At 69.3% G+C, this 14,790-nt stretch carries 13 protein-coding genes; 4 read left to right on the forward strand and 9 right to left on the reverse strand.

All coding sequences use genetic code 11. From position 1 onward, the window contains the following. From BN1056_RS08015 to nrdF, 6 genes are all read right to left on the reverse strand, one after another. On the reverse strand, positions 1-260 hold a 260-nt coding region (locus BN1056_RS08015; RefSeq protein ID WP_210580260.1), incomplete at its 3' end, for a hypothetical protein. Further along, on the reverse strand, positions 257-703 hold the full coding sequence (locus BN1056_RS08020) for a hypothetical protein (RefSeq protein ID WP_073329694.1): 447 nt from the start codon (positions 701-703) through the stop codon (positions 257-259). The genes BN1056_RS08015 and BN1056_RS08020, both read right to left, overlap by 4 nt. Before the next feature lies 1 nt (position 704). Beyond that, positions 705-953 carry an excisionase family DNA-binding protein gene (locus BN1056_RS08025; RefSeq protein WP_139240892.1) on the reverse strand — a complete coding sequence of 83 codons (249 nt, stop codon included), beginning with the start codon at positions 951-953 and terminating at the stop codon, positions 705-707. A 170-nt stretch (positions 954-1,123) separates the two neighbouring features. Beyond that, entirely contained in the window at positions 1,124-1,792 is a 669-nt protein-coding gene (locus tag BN1056_RS08030) for a hypothetical protein (RefSeq protein ID WP_210580261.1), read from the reverse strand. Between the two features lie 551 nt (positions 1,793-2,343). Beyond that, entirely contained in the window at positions 2,344-3,561 is a 1,218-nt protein-coding gene (locus BN1056_RS08035) for a tyrosine-type recombinase/integrase (protein ID WP_210580262.1), read from the reverse strand. Positions 3,562-3,735: 174 nt separating this feature from the next. Beyond that, the gene (gene nrdF, locus BN1056_RS08040) at positions 3,736-4,710 is read right to left on the reverse strand and encodes a class 1b ribonucleoside-diphosphate reductase subunit beta (RefSeq protein WP_210580263.1); all 975 of its coding nucleotides are present in this window, start codon (positions 4,708-4,710) and stop codon (positions 3,736-3,738) included. Positions 4,711-4,878: 168 nt separating this feature from the next. Between nrdF and BN1056_RS08045 the strand changes: the two genes are divergently transcribed. Beyond that, a complete protein-coding gene (locus BN1056_RS08045) occupies positions 4,879-6,534 on the forward strand; it encodes a Na+/H+ antiporter NhaC family protein (protein ID WP_244671584.1) in 1,656 nt (551 codons plus the stop codon). Between the two features lie 210 nt (positions 6,535-6,744). Here BN1056_RS08045 and BN1056_RS15090 read toward each other — a convergent pair whose 3' ends face one another. Continuing rightward, a complete protein-coding gene (locus BN1056_RS15090; protein ID WP_210580272.1) occupies positions 6,745-6,912 on the reverse strand; it encodes a DUF2000 family protein in 168 nt (55 codons plus the stop codon). A 415-nt stretch (positions 6,913-7,327) separates the two neighbouring features. Between BN1056_RS15090 and BN1056_RS08055 the strand changes: the two genes are divergently transcribed. Then, the gene (locus BN1056_RS08055) at positions 7,328-9,079 is read left to right on the forward strand and encodes a DUF885 domain-containing protein (protein ID WP_210580264.1); all 1,752 of its coding nucleotides are present in this window, start codon (positions 7,328-7,330) and stop codon (positions 9,077-9,079) included. A gap of 121 nt (positions 9,080-9,200) precedes the next feature. Here BN1056_RS08055 and BN1056_RS08060 read toward each other — a convergent pair whose 3' ends face one another. Both BN1056_RS08060 and BN1056_RS08065 read right to left on the reverse strand, forming a co-directional pair. Continuing rightward, positions 9,201-10,622, reverse strand: coding sequence for an amidohydrolase (locus BN1056_RS08060; RefSeq protein WP_210580265.1), 1,422 nt, complete (start codon positions 10,620-10,622; stop codon positions 9,201-9,203). A 74-nt stretch (positions 10,623-10,696) separates the two neighbouring features. Beyond that, positions 10,697-12,097, reverse strand: coding sequence for an amidohydrolase family protein (locus BN1056_RS08065; RefSeq protein WP_210580267.1), 1,401 nt, complete (start codon positions 12,095-12,097; stop codon positions 10,697-10,699). A 310-nt stretch (positions 12,098-12,407) separates the two neighbouring features. Here BN1056_RS08065 and BN1056_RS08070 point away from each other — a divergent pair, with 310 nt between their 5' ends. Beyond that, entirely contained in the window at positions 12,408-13,373 is a 966-nt protein-coding gene (locus BN1056_RS08070) for a helix-turn-helix transcriptional regulator (RefSeq protein ID WP_210580269.1), read from the forward strand. Between the two features lie 117 nt (positions 13,374-13,490). Further along, positions 13,491-14,790, forward strand: a 1,300-nt coding sequence (locus BN1056_RS08075; protein WP_210580270.1) for an Ig-like domain-containing protein, incomplete at its 3' end; no start/stop codon positions are given.

A 14,790-nucleotide genomic window follows, 5' to 3' on the forward strand; every position in this document is an offset into this window, starting at 1 on the left:
TCCGGCATCGCCCCCGCCGGCGGCTCGGGCACCTCAGTGTTGTGCTCTGAGGCGACCCTGCGGGCCAGCCAGGAGTCCACCTGCTCACGGACGCGGGCGGCGTCGGCGTGCAGCGGGTAGACGGCAGCCCTCGGGTCGTAGGCACCATCGGCGTCCACGAACAGGCGGGACAGTTCCGCCTTGGTTGGGTACTTCGACGCCGGCTTCGCCGCCGGCCGCGCCGGGGCGACGAACGGATGCGGTGTCACCAGTGTGTTCATCGGGTGCTCCTTTCATCGGAGCACATGCGGACCGGAGACGCCGCAGCGGGTGACGCCGCTGACGGCGGAGACGACGGCGGGGGCGATGCCGGGAGCCTGACCGGTCCATCGCCGACGAGATCACCACCGGCGGCGGCCAGGGCGTCGAGCAGGGCTGCCCTGGCGAACCAGGCGCGCTCGCGCAGCTCGCTTGTTGGCGCGGTCATTGCCGCGCGCGCCGTCAGTTCGGCAGCGATACCCAGGTCGCTTAGGCGTTGCCGGCCCCAGCGGGCGGCGCGCTCGCGGTCCGTCTCACCGTCGATCATCGGGTAGGTGAGCTTGTCAGCCACGATGTCCCAGCAGTCGGGAGAGCTGGACGCCGAGGTTTCGCTACTGCTGGTTGCGGTAGGATTGAACCAGGCCGTCAGGAGGTTCCCCAGGACTGAAATGATGGCCTTTCCCATCTCAGCGCCCCTCCTTGGTGGAGGTGGCGTCGGCAGGGATGCCGACCCCGAGCTGTTCCAGGGTTGCCGGCAGGTCGGCCGGGACGGGGATGCCGAGTCTGTCTAGCTCGGTGATGGGGATGCGGCGGAGCCGGTTCCCGAAGCGGATGACCTTCAGGTCTCCGCGGGCGATCATGCGCTCCACGGCGTCGCGCGAGATCATGGTCAGCGCACAGAACGCTCTGACGGTGATCGCCGTTGGCGCGCTCACGCAAGTGGTTGTTATGGACAAAAGTCTGCCCTCCGAAGAGGCCGAGACCGAAGCTCAGTATCCCTGAGTCCGGTCTACCACTCGGAGGGCGGCGTGTTGATTAACTTGCAGTACGTACATTACGCGGCCATAACGGACAGTGCAACACTAACCGCGGAATGTGAGTCATATCACGCACGCATGAGCATAAGCCGCCCGAACTGCCTGACACCCTCCTCCACCATCTCCTTCACGCCGGCAACCGAATCAGCGCCGACGCCGCCCTGCGCGACCCGCAACACCCGATCCAGCGAGTACACCACCTCAACACCCTCAACACCCGCAGCTGCCCGCACCGGCACCGAATCCCGCAGGGAGTTCACCACCAACGCCACCCTGCCATGGGAGCGCATACGCGCCAGCAGCCCAGGCCACTCACCGTCGGGCACAACGCGGTCCAGCACCACGCGCCTGTCCTGACCCGAGCCGTATGCATGGAAGCCTCCGTCAACCGGGGTGAATCCCACCAGGAACTTCGTCTCCCGCATCTCCGGGTGCATCCACACCAGCTTGCCCTCACGCACCGCACGGGCGGTCATCGCATCTACCAGCGGCATCACGTCCGGCTGCCTCCGGCCGACTGCCTTCACCAGCGCGGACAGGGGGATCATCGGCGGCAGGCCCTTGGCGGCGGCATAGGCCAGCGTCTGGTCAAGCACTGCCACGGTCGCATGATCTGATTCAAGGGCCAGGTCAACTGACAGGCGCGAGTTCTGCCGGCGCGCGTGACGCCTGCACTGCGGGCACACGACGTTGACGCTCCCGTAGCCGTCGTACTCCCAGCCCGCAGCGTCCTTCACCGAGTCTCTCCTGCTGCCGCCAAACCCGATGGTGCGCGGGTGTCCACCGGTCAGCGGGACCGACGACACCTCATACATGAGGATTGGCTTGTCGTGCCGCAGTCTGTCGGCGGCGCGAGGGGACAGCACCGCGCGCACGGGACGCCGGCAGGGACCCCAAACACCACGCGCCGGCCGAAGCCGCGCCACCGCAGCTGATCGCAACCTCGACGACCTCAGCGGCCGCATCACAGGCAGAATCGACACACGCGGCCCGGAGGTGCGCGAGCCCCGCGGGTAACTGGGGGGCTTGTCCACCGCCAGGAACTCGTACCCCCAGGCCGCTGCCGTCTCGCAAGAGCACTCCGGTCCCGCGTCGCAGCCGGGCTCGTGCACCACCATCCGCTTCAGGAACAGCAGCTCCCTGTCCCCCTCGTGCTCGGGGTCGTCGCAGTAGACGGTCAACACACGGAAGGTGGTGGTCCCGCCACCCACCGGCACCCTCTCCACCGAAACCACCACATCATCCCCGTCCCGGTCAATGACTCGGGTCGCCCGTGTTTCCCAGCGTGTCACGCCTGCCTCCTGTACTTCCTGATACTGACCACGGTGCTGTCCTGTTCACTGTCCAGCAGCGCCCGCTGCCTGGTCTTGACCGCATGCTGGTAGAGCGTCGCCATGCTCGCCGTCGTCCAGCCGTAGCGGTCCATGAGGTCGGCGGTCGTCGCTCCGAGTTCCCCGAACCTGGTTGCGCTGTAGTGGCGGAAGCCGTGCCAGCCCAGGTACTCGTCGTCACCCAGGATGATGCCCGCCTTCCGCAGCGCCACGTCTAGGGCTTTGCTGGCCGTTGACGCCATCAAGAACCTCTTCTTTTCCACAAGGGAAGGAAAAACCAGTGCGTCCACCCCGCCCCCCGTGTGAGCGTCCATGTGCTCACGCAGCGCCTCGACAGTGGTGGGCCGCAGCAGGACGGTCCTCGAACGGCGTGTTTTCGTGGAGCCGAGCACCAGCGCGCCGGTCTCATCGCGCGTCAGCGAGTGGCGCACCTCCACTTCCCCAGCATCCAGGTGCACGTCACGCCGCCTCAGCGCCAGGGCCTCATTGATACGCAGACCGGCGTCGGCCAGGAGGATAACCAGCGCCTTCAACTCCGGTCGGATCGCCGCGGCGATAGCATCCACTTCAGCATCGGTCAGCAAATGCCGCCTGCCTCGCGCATGACTCGCCGTGGGGCGCTTCAGGCGACACGGGTTCTTCGCTAAGGGCGTGTCGTCGGAGGCGACGGCGGCGTTCAGCATGATCCGCAACGTCAAGTAGGCGGAGGTGCGCACGCCGTCGGACGGTAGATCGTCGTACCAGTCGGCGATTATCTCCGGGGTGAGGTCCACGAGCCGCACGTCACCGAGCCCCCTTGTGACGTGACGCAGACGGTCCCTGTAGGTGCGGATGGTGGCGGCAGTGACATCATCAAGGCGCTTGCCCGCAAGCCACCGGTCGGCCCACACGGCAACCGTGAGCGCCTCCGCCTCGGCCTGAGCGGTCGCAGCCGCTTCCTCCTCGGCCTCGCGGGCGGCGACGGCAGCGGGGTGCTCCCAGGTGCCACGGTCCATCGCCAGTTTGACCTCGTGCAGCCACCACTCGGCGTCCTTCTTCTGGTCGTACGTGCGGGGCGCGTTGATCCACGTCCGCTTGGGTAGGGCGGTGGGGTCCTGGTAGCGGGCGCGGTAGCGGCCGGACGGCAGCTTCGTGATGTTGCCGAATGACTGGCGCTTCACCTTCGTCTTGCTCATGGCGGCCTCCTGTAGGTCTGTTACACGGCACCCGATTCCGTGTAACAAGGACAGCATACCCGAGCGGTTTTCCGCGGTCTACAGCGTCTGTACAGTTGTTCGACTAGACCACCGTTTCAACGATTCCAGGCGCACCATCCCGCAGCAAACCCGCCAGCACGCCCACGTTGAACGTTAGAAATCCCAGTCCTCGTCCTGGGTGGCCTCGGCGGTGCCGATGACGTAGGAGGAGCCGGAGCCGGAGAAGAAGTCGTGGTTCTCGTCCGCGTTGGGCGAGAGCGCGGCGAGGATCGCCGGGTTGACGTCGGTGGTGTCCGCCGGGAACAGCGCCTCGTAGCCGAGGTTCATCAGCGCCTTGTTGGCGTTGTAACGCAGGAACTTCTTCACGTCCTCGGTCAGGCCGAGTTCGTCGTAGAGGTCCTCGGTGTACTGCTCCTCGTTGTCGTACAGCTCCATGAGCAGCTCGAAGGTGTAGTCCTTCAACTCGGCCTGGCGCTCCGGCGAGGCCTCGCGCACCGCCAGCTGGTACTTGTAGCCGATGTAGTAGCCGTGCACGGCCTCGTCGCGGATGATCAGGCGGATCAGGTCGGCGGTGTTGGTGAGCTTGGCGTGCGCCGACCAGTACATGGGGGCGTAGAAGCCGGAGTAGAACAGGAAGGACTCCAGCATGGTGGAGGCGACCTTGCGCTTCTCCGGGTCGTCGCCGCGGTAGTAGTCCAGGATGATGCGGGCCTTGCGCTGCAGGTTCTCGTTCTCCTCACTCCAGCGGAAGGCATCGTCGATCTCGGCGGTGGAGATCAGGGTGGAGAAGATCGAGGAGTAGGAGCGGGCGTGCACCGACTCCATGAAGGCGATGTTGGTGTACACCGCCTCCTCGTGGGGGGTGCGGGCGTCCGGGATGAGGGAGACGGCGCCGACCGTGCCCTGAATGGTGTCCAGCAGGGTCAGGCCCGTGAACACGCGGGTGGTCATGTTCTTCTCGGCGTCATTCAGCGTGGCCCAGGACTGGACGTCGTTGGACAGCGGCACCTTCTCCGGCAGCCAGAAGTTGCCGGTGAGCCGGTCCCAGACCTCCAGGTCCTTGTCGTCGATCAGTCGGTTCCAGTTGATGGCCTGGACGCGGTCGATGAGCTTGATGGGCTCAGGCATGGGGGTCCTCCCGGGTGTGCTCAGTAGAGGGCCTCATGCTATCGACGACGACGCCTCCCGCCCCGCCGCGAGGACGTGAGATGCCCCGCGGCCGGGGCCGCCCGGACCGAAATGCGCAAGCGCCCCGCAGATGCGGTTGGTCGATGCCTTAGCCTGGTGCCTCCCGGCATGCAACGAACGGAACTGTTGATGATCGAGTCCTACCCAGTGTTGTCCCTCCTCCCGCCACTTCTGGCGATTGCGCTGGTCATCGGGACGAAGAAGGTCATCTCCTCACTGGCCTTGGGCATCCTGGCCGCCGCCGTGCTGATCGCCGACGGCGGTATCGTCGGGACGCTGGCGAAGGTCTGGGAGGCCTTCTCCCAGACCTTCTGGTCGGACGGGGCGGTCAACTCCTACTACGTCCTCATCCTGGCCTTCCTGCTGACCCTCGGTGTGATCACCTCCCTGGTGCTGATGTCCGGCGGCACCCAGGCCTTCGCCGAATGGGCGATGACGCGGGTCCGCACCCGACGCGGCGCCCAGATCCTCGCGGCGGCGCTGGGAACGGCCATCTTCGTCGACGACTACTTCAACGCCCTGGCCGTCGGGCAGGTGGCCCGCCCCGTCTCCGACCGGCAGCGGGTGTCGCGGGCGAAGCTCGCCTACCTCATCGACTCCTCGTCCGCCCCCGTCGCCGTCCTCGCCCCCTTCTCCAGCTGGGGTGCCTCAATCATCGGGATCATGGGGCCGATCGTGGCCGCCGTCGGCGTCCAGGCCTCGGACGCCGGTGCCTTCATGCGCTCCGCGGGGATGAACTACTACGCCATCGCCGCCCTGATCCTGCTGTGGGTGACCGTCGTCTTCGAGATCGACTTCGGCCCGATGCGGCGGGAGGAGACTCGCGCCGTCTCCATGGGCGGCCTGTACGCACCCGACGAGCAGATCCCGGGTCAGCTCACCGACTCGCTGCCGCGGCACGAACCGGGGGCGATGCGCGCACTCATCGTGCCCTTCGCCGTCCTGGTGGCCGGCGTCGTCGGCGGGATCCTGCTTACGGGGCATCACGCCTCCGGCTCGTGGTCCCTCCTCGACATGCTCGCCGACACCGACGTCGCCCTCGCCCTCAACGTCGGCGGCGTACTCGGGCTTGCGACCGCCGCCTTCTACTACTTCCACTTCACGCACGAAGACCCGATCTTCGAGGCGAAGACGGCCGCCCGGGGCGTCGTCGAGGGCGCGCGCTCCATGCTTCCCGCCATCAGGATCCTCCTGTGTGCCTGGATGCTCGGCTCGCTGATCTCCGAGCTCGGCACGGGGGCCTACCTCGGCTCGCTGGTCGAGTCGACCGCGGTGTCGGCGCGGTGGCTCATCCCGATGCTGTTCGTCGTGGCCGGGGCGATGGCCTTCGCAACCGGCACGTCCTGGGGCTCCTTCGGCATTCTGCTGCCGATCGCCGGGGAGATCATGGGGGCGGTCGCGGGCGGCGGCGAGTTGCTGATCCCCGCGTTCGGTGCCGTCCTCGCGGGCGCCGTTTGGGGCGATCACTGCTCCCCGATCTCGGACACGACGATCCTGTCCAGCACCGGCGCGGGCTGCAACCACATCACGCACGTCAACACGCAGCTGCCCTACGCGGGTGTGAGCGCGGCGGCGGCGCTGCTCGGATACGTGGCCTTCTCGGCGACGGGATCCGGGGTGCTCGGAGTTGTTGTCGCCGTCGCCGCACTGGTTGGCTTCGCCGCCGTCGTCCGCGTGTGGCTGCCGTCCATCGGCCCGGCGAGCGACGCCTCGTCCGCGCCCGCGCCCGGAGACGGGCATGAAGAGGTGCCGACCTCGGCCTGAGGGCCCTCTACGTCGGGCTCCGCGGCGGCCTTGGTGTCGAATCACGACCTTGGGGGGCGTTTTACGACCCCGGGGTGGTCGTAAAACGCACCCCAAGGTCGTAAACCGTCACCCGCCGCCAGGTGCTTGTCGGTCTACCTGCCCGCCCCCGCACCTGAACCGATGACGACAGCCAATCGCCACACCTCCAAATCGGAGGAGTCCATTGACTCAGCGGTACAGCGGGAGGGAGCCGGTCAGCGAGGTGACCTGCGCACGCGGGCCGATCAGTGCCACGGCGAGGTAGTCCAGGTCCGCGGAGGCAACGACCGCGAACTCGTGGCCGGGAATGTCTCCGCCGGGGCGCCAAGCGCTTGCCGCCCGCGTCGCCCCTGTCAGCGATTACGTTGCACGCAATGGCTCAGCGCACGGGGAGAAAGACCGCAGAATTCTGCGGAAAACAATCGCCGGCACAAACACGTGGCCTCGCTCCAGTGTGCAGCGAGGCCCTCGTTGCACACTGGAGCCTACTCACGGTTATCCAGCCGAACACAGGAACAGCGAGATTCCAGCGAAAACTCGCCCTCCCACGGAATCGTCGCGGCGCCGTTGCGTGCAACACCGCCTCAATGCGCCACCTCGAGAGGTCCGAGTACCGCCTGGAGAGGCCATTGGGAGCCGCCCCGCTCCCGCGCCCGCCACGGTTCCCAGTTCCACCCAGTTCACCAGACGGAGCCTCACCATCCGCGACGCTGCAGCCCCCGCGAGTTCGTCGAGGCGCAGGCACCGCCGCCCTATGCCCTAATCTCAGCCCATGACCGAGACTCCCTCCGACATCCCGTCCGCGACGCCCACTGCCACCCCGCCCGGCATCGACTCACCCCGCCGCCCCACCGCTGTGGATGCGGTGGCCGAGCGCTACGTGGAGAGCCTTGCGGACCTGTCCCCCGAGTTCGCCGTGTCCGTGGGTCTGCCCGGACGCCGCGGCGAGCTTGACGGCTACTCCCCCGAGGCGCTCGACGCACTGACCGACCTGGACCGGCGCACGCTCGCCGAACTGGAACAGGTCGCCCCGGTCGACGCGATCGACCGGGTCACCGTGGCCGCCATGCGCGAGCGGCTGGGCGTGTCCATTGAGGCGGCCGAGGCCGGTGAGGCACTGCGCAGCCTGGACAACATCGCCTCCCCGATTCAGAACCTGCGGGACCTGTTCGACAACCTGCCCACCGCCACCGAGGCCGACTGGGCGGACTTCGCCGCCTGCCTGCGCGACGTGCCCCGCGCCCTGGAGGAGTACGCCGACTCGCTGCGCCTGGCCGCGAGCCGCGGCGACGTGGCCGCCCGGCGCCAGATCGAGGCCTGCATCGGCCAGGCCCGTGACCAGGCGGCGGAGTCCTCCAGCTCCTACACGGCGCTCATCGACGCCGCCACCACCGCCGACGGCACTCCCCTGCCCGAGTCGCTGCAGGAGGACCTGCGCGCGGCCTCGGCGCAGGCCCGCGCCGCCTACGCCCGCATCGCCGACTTCCTGGGCGAACAGATCGCGCCGCTCGCCGGCGAGGTGGACGGCGTGGGCCGCGAGCGCTACGCCCGCTTCAGCCGCGAGTTCCTGGGCGCCGTGGTCGACCTGGATGAGACCTACGAGTGGGGTCGCGAGCGCCTGGCCGCCATCGACGCCGAGCAGCAGGCGATCGCCGCCCGGCTATACGGCGAGGGCGTGAGCGTACGCGAGGCGATGGACCGGCTCAATGCCGATCCGGCGCGCACCATCCACGGCACCGCCGCCCTGCAGGCATGGATGCAGCGCACCGCCGATGACGCCATCGCCGCCCTGGACGGCACCCACTTCGACATCCCCGCCCCACTGCGCACCCTGGAGTGCCGCATCGCGCCGTCGGCCACCGGCGGCATCTACTACACGGGTCCGAGCGACGACTTCACCCGGCCGGGGCGCATGTGGTGGTCGGTGCCGGAGGGAACCGACACCTTCGCCGCCTGGCAGGAGCGCACCACCGTCTTCCACGAGGGCGTGCCCGGCCACCACCTCCAGGTCGGCATGCAGACCTATGTGCGCGACGAGCTCAACGCCTGGCGCCGCCTGGCCTGCTGGGTCAGTGGTCACGGCGAGGGCTGGGCCCTGTACGCCGAGCAGCTGATGGCGGACCTCGGCTTCCAGGACGACCCGGGCGACCGCATGGGCGTGCTCGACTCCCAGCGGCTGCGGGCCGCCCGCGTGGTGCTCGACATCGGCGTGCATCTGGGTAAGCGGCGCCCGCCGGAGCTGGCGGAGCTGCCCGGCGTCGGCGACGGCGTCTGGGACGCCGACTCGGCCTGGGCCTTCCTGCGCCACAACGTGGCGATGACGGAGTCCTTCCTGCGCTTCGAGTTGGACCGCTACCTGGGCTGGCCGGGGCAGGCGCCGTCCTACGCGGTCGGCCAGCGGCTGTGGGAGGCGGCCCGCGATGATGCGCTGGGTCGCGGTGAGTCCCTGAAGGACTTCCACATGCGGGCGCTGCGGCTGGGCAGCGTGGGCCTGGACGTCATGCGCGAGGCGCTGGCCGAGTAGGTCGACGCGCCGCCGGAGGCCGGGACCCGGGCCTGCCGCACGCGCCGTGGCGGATCGGCTGCGCCTGGCTGCGGCCGACCCCGCCAGGGGCGCGCTGCCACGGCGCTACGTCGCCCCGGATTCACTCCTCCCAGAATCCGGCCACATCCACGGCCCCGCCGGCGGCCTCGAAGTCGGCGCGCACGGCGTCGCGCAGGCCGGCGTCGTGCAACCAGTCCAGGGCGACGGCGGCCAGCCCGTATGCGCCGTCGACGGCGGCGTCGTCACCGGTGGGTGAGCCGGCGGCCGCGGCCATCTCGCGAGTGTGCAGGGCGACGTCGTCGCGGTCGGTGACCTTGATCAGCGGGTGGATACCGGGCACGCGCAGCGACACGTTGCCGAAGTCGGTGCCCGCGGCGATCGTCTCCGGCACCACCCCGGCGGGCAGCGGGTCGCGGCCACGCTCCCGCTGGGAACGCACCCAGGCCTGCAGCAGCGGGCCGTTGGAGCGCACCGGCATCTCGTTGGTGTTGGCGTCGGTGATGATCTCCACCCCCGTGCCGGTCATGAGCGCCGCCCCGTGCAGCAGGTCCTCCACACGCCCCACCAGGTCCTTGAGCGTCTCGGGGTACTTGGAGCGCACCATGAGGTTGAGCTCGGCGCGCTCGGGGATCACGTTGGCGACCCGCCCGCCGTCGTCGACGACGGCGTGGACCCGGTCCATGGGCAGTATCTGCTGGCGCAGCAGCCCCAGGCCGGTCAGCGCCAGGGTGGCGGCGTCCAGGGCGTTGCGGCCCATGAAGGGCTGGGAGGAGGCGTGGGAGGGGATGCCGGTGTACACGGCGCTCATGCGGCGCACGCCCAGCCAGGTCTGGTCGGCCAGGTCGTGGGCGTAGGCGTGGGTCTGGATGGCGGCGTCGACGCCGTCGAGCATGCCGCGCTGGGCGAGGATCTCCTTGGCGGTGTCGGACTCCTCGGCGGGGGTGGTCTGCAGGATGACGCGGCCGGGCAGGACGCCGGGGCGGCGGCGTTCGAGTTCGGCCAGGGCGAGGAAGGCGCCCACCGAGTTGGCGCACATGACGTTGTGCCCGCAGCCGTGGCCGACGCCGGGCAGGGCGTCGTACTCCGCGAGTATCGCCATGGTCGGGACGTGGGGGCTGGCGGGCGGCTGCGGCGCTCCGGCGTCTTGCCGCTCCCCGCGCTCTGCGGCGGCGTCGGCACCGATCTCCGCACGCAGGGCGGTGTCCATGCTGTACACGCCCACGCTCGGGCTGACGCCGTGGGCGCGCAGCAGCTCGGCGACGGCGGCGACGGCGTGGTGCTCGGCGTGCCCCACCTCGGGGTGGGCGTGCAGGTCACGCGACAGGGCCACGAGCTCCGGTGCGAGGGAGTCGACGACCTCGGCCAATTCGGTGCGCAACTCGGCCGCGACGCCGGCGTCCTCGGGCAGTGCGGGGGCGGGCCCGGCCGCGGCGGCGCGGGCGGCGGTCTCCTCGGCCATGCGGGACTGCACGGCGGAGCTGGGCTTGGTGGGCCGGCTGAGGTCGCGGACGGGGCGATTCATGGCGCTGATTGTGCCGCGCGCACCGGCAGTCATCGAATCAGCACCCGTCCGGGCGGCGCGGCCGCGGACACGCCTCACACCTCCGGGTGGCGGGCGCGCAGCACGTCTCGGTTCCGCCAGGCCCCGAGTACCGAGCCCGGCCCGGCGAGACTGTCGAGGTCGGTGCTGTGCGCGAGCCCGGGTACGCGGTCGGGGATGAACTCGCGCCCCCGGCTGAGCACAAGCCGCAGGTCGCGCAGCACGCCCAGCCCGGTGCGCGGGTCGCCGGCGACGGCGATCAGGTCGGCGTCGAAGTCGGGGGCGAGCACACCGGTCACGCCCGCCAGGCCGATGCCGGCGGCGGCCCGCGAGGTGGCGGCGAGCAGGACCTCCGTCCGGGGCAGACCGACGTACTCCAGCGCCTCCAGGCCACCGACGTAGCCGCGGTTCGGAACACCGGGGATGCCGGCGTCGTGCCCGGTGACGATCTTCACGCCGTGCTCCCACAGCATGCGCGCGGGCGGGGCGAAAGCGTCGTCGCGCTCAAGCATGCGGGGCAGCTCGGCGGTGATGGTGCAGTCCACGTAGACGCCGGCTGCGGCGATCTCATCGGCCAGGCGCGGGTCGGGTTCGGAGCGGGCGGCGGGGCTGATGAAGGAGGCGTGCGCGAGGTAGTCGACGCCGGCGCGCACCGCCCGCTCGATGCCCTGGGTGCCGTGGGCGTGGGCGGCGGTCCACTTCCCCAGGCGGTGGGCGTCGGCGAACATGACGGTGAGTTCCTCCTGGCTGAACTGGGCCATCCAGGGCACCGAGCCGGAGGTGGTGAAGCCGCCGGTGGTCATCGCCTTGATGGTGTCGACGCCCCGCTTGTGGTGGACGCGCACCTGGTGGCGGATGTCGTCCAGGCCGTCCACTTCACCCCCGGCGTGGTGGGCGTGGCCTGCGGTGACGGTGATCTGTGGCCCGGCGGCGGTGATGCGGGGCCCGCGCAGGTCGCCGTTGTCGATGGCGTCGCGCAGGGCGACGTCCACGTAGTGGCGGGCGCCCAGACTCTGCGCGCTGGTGACGCCGAGGGACAGCAGCTCCCGGGCCGAGCGGGCGGCGTTCAGCGCGAGCCGGGCGACGTCATGCTCCCCGTAGTCGGGGTACTCCACGTCCGTGCCGGAGGTGGGCAGGTGGGCGTGCGTCTCGATGAGCCCGGGCATGAGGGTGGCGCCGGGCAGTTCGACGCGGCGCACCTGCGCGGGCGTGGTCCCGGCCGCTTCGGCCAGCTCACCGAGTCGGGCGGTCAGCTCGGCGGTGGGGCCGACTGCGCGGATGCGGGCGCCGTCGATGAAGACGGCGCCGCCGGCGGGGTCGTCCTCACCGATGCTTTCTAGGCTGCCGACGGCGTTACCGCGGCGTCCGGTCAGCACGCGGCCGGCGGTCAGCAGGGCCGGGCATGCCCCGTCGAGGCGTTCACCGCCGTCGGTGGGTGGGGTGATCCAGTCCGTCATGGAGCCTCCTGATGCTTGGGCGAATGGGGAGAGACACAGCAGCGCTTCAAGTCGCGGCGGGGCGACCAGCGCCCGCCCCTGGGCAACCGTGAGGCCGGCAGCATTAATCCAACTCATGTGCGCCTCTCCGAAGCTTCGTTCCAGGGCGCGCTCCACGCCACCCGGCGACGTACCACGACCTTCGGGTACGTTCCACGACCATCCCAGGGTCGTGGAATGCATCCCAAGGTCGTGCAACGCCCGGCCCCGCCCCGATTCCATGGAGCTCGCTCCCAGCGACGTCCCCATGTTCACCGCTAGCATCACGCGTATGAGCGATTCGGAGGTCGGGGCGGCTCACCGCTTACTCGCCGGACTCGGCATCAGCGACGCCGCCGAGTCCCTGTACCTTTCACTGCTGGACGGCGAACTCCGCGCCGCAAACTCCGAGGACCCCGCTCTCTCGGAGCTCATTGAAGCGGACCTGGCCGCCGTAGCCGACGGAGTGGTGAACCCGCGCTCGGCGGCCCGCGCATTACGCGGCCTAGAACAGCGATACCGGGAGGACGCCCGCCGCGCCGAGACCGCCGCCCTGGAATTGGACCTGCTCGAGCAAGGTGGTCGGCACCCGGTGGAAACAACCCGGTCCCCGCAGCGGGCCATCGCCATGTTCAACCAGCTCTTCGCCACCGCCCGCGGCGAGTTCCGGGGGATGGATCGCTCACCATACCTGACGTCCGCGGGAAAGCAGGCGAGCATGCAGCCGGAGTCGCTACGCCGCGGCGTACGACACCGTGCGCTGTACGAGATGGCCTCCCTACACGATCCTAGTTACTTCAAGGTCGTCGCAAAATCCATCCGCCAAGGGGAGGAGGCCCGTTTCGTCGACAAACTCCCCTTCCGCATGCTCCTCGCCGACCAGACGACCGCACTCATCCTGCGCCACGGCCCCGACAGCGATGTCATTACCACTCGCATCACCGACGCTGAAGTGGTCGCGACCTTCGGCGACCTGTTCGAGCACCTGTGGCAGAGGGCCGTTCCAATGCCGCGCGTATCAGCCATCGAAAGCGCGCTGCCGCAGGATCGTGAGTTGGTGTGGATGTTGGCCTCCGGCATGACAGATGAGGCGATCGCCCGTCAACTCGGAGTAAGCATGCGGACGGTGGCCCGACGGGTCGCCGAGCTGAATCACCTGCTTGGGGCACAGAGCCGTTTCCAACTGGGCATGCAGGCCGTGCGGCTGGGCTGGCTGCCGCCGGCGGACGACACGCCCGGCACAACAACGCCCACGTGACAAACCTACGCCATGGCACGCTCTCGCCATCGTGCGCTCGCAAGTGCATTACTAATCCCGTGTTTTGATGAGTCCCGTATCCCATGACAGATCCCCCGATTCATCGAAGGGAACACAATGAAGGCGTTACGCTCACTCGCTTGCGCCGCGGCCCTGGTGCTAGCTCTCGCTGTTCCGGGGTCCGCCGCCTCTGCCGACATCAGCGGTGATGCCGCCCCAACGAGAACCGCCGCCGCGGAAACCTGCGCCGGCTCCGTCACCTCCGTCGCCTGGAGGGACGGCACCCACGTAACCAACGGAACCTACGTCTCCGACGCCTCCGGCCTGGTGCGCGCCGACCTGACCTGGGCCGCACCCGCCACCGCAAGCGCCGGGGACAGCTTCACACTGACCCTGCCGGCCGAGTTGGAGAACCGAGGCCCCAGCAGCTTCGATCTGACGGCACCGGACGGCGCCGTCGTCGGCCAGGCAACCTGGTCCGGCAAGACGCTCAACTTCGTCCTTTCCGAGTACGCCGACACCTACGGCGACATCACCGGCTCCGCCTGGGTGACCTTGGGCTGGGACCGCTCCCAGGTCGATGAGGCGGGCGGCGACTACACGCTGACCTTCACCTCCTGTGGTCAGAGCTTCCAGCTTCCCGGAACCTATGTGGGCCCCGGCCCCACCGGCGTGGACCAGGCAAGCGGTAAAACCGGCGTGTACGACGCCGACATCAGCAGTTCCCGCTGGGTCGTGTACGTCGGCACCACCACGCAGGACGTGTACGAGCCCCTGGTCATTGAGGACCTCGGTGGTGAGGGCCTGACTCTCACCTGCGAGGGCGCGAAGATCTACGACCGCACGCCCTACCCGCACACGGAGGTCGTCTACGACAACGAGATCGACTCCAACCGCTGGTCCTGCACGGAGACCGCCGGCGGCGGCGTGCGCATCGTCTTCAGCCCCATGGCCGACGGGCGCTACCAGCCCGCTCACGAATCGCTCCAGATCGACCTGCGTGCCGACGTCGGCCCGGAAGTCGCCGACCTGGACGAACTGGTCAACACCGCCACGATCTCGGTGGCAGAGGATGGCGAGCCGGCCACGGTGGTCGGGCGCGTCGAGCTGCCCAACAGCGGCGGGACCGGATCCGGCCACCGGGCGTCCTTCACGATCGAGAAGGTCACGACCGGAACCGCGGCGCCGGCCGACGCCTCCTACCAGTTCTCCTACAAGTGCCTGTCCGCCGACTTCATTGACATGCCTGCGATTCAGGCGGGGCAGACCACGACGCCGGTGACGACCAAGTCCTCCGCCACCTGCCAGATCGTCGAGAAGGACCTGCCCGAGGACGTGAGCGTCTCTTACGAGGTGGACGGGGCGACGGCGACGCCGATCGAGAACGGGGTGTCGCTGACATTCCCCATCGATGCGG

It is taken from the genome of Actinomyces succiniciruminis (genome assembly GCF_900002405.1).
Lineage (GTDB): Bacteria > Actinomycetota > Actinomycetes > Actinomycetales > Actinomycetaceae > Actinomyces > Actinomyces succiniciruminis.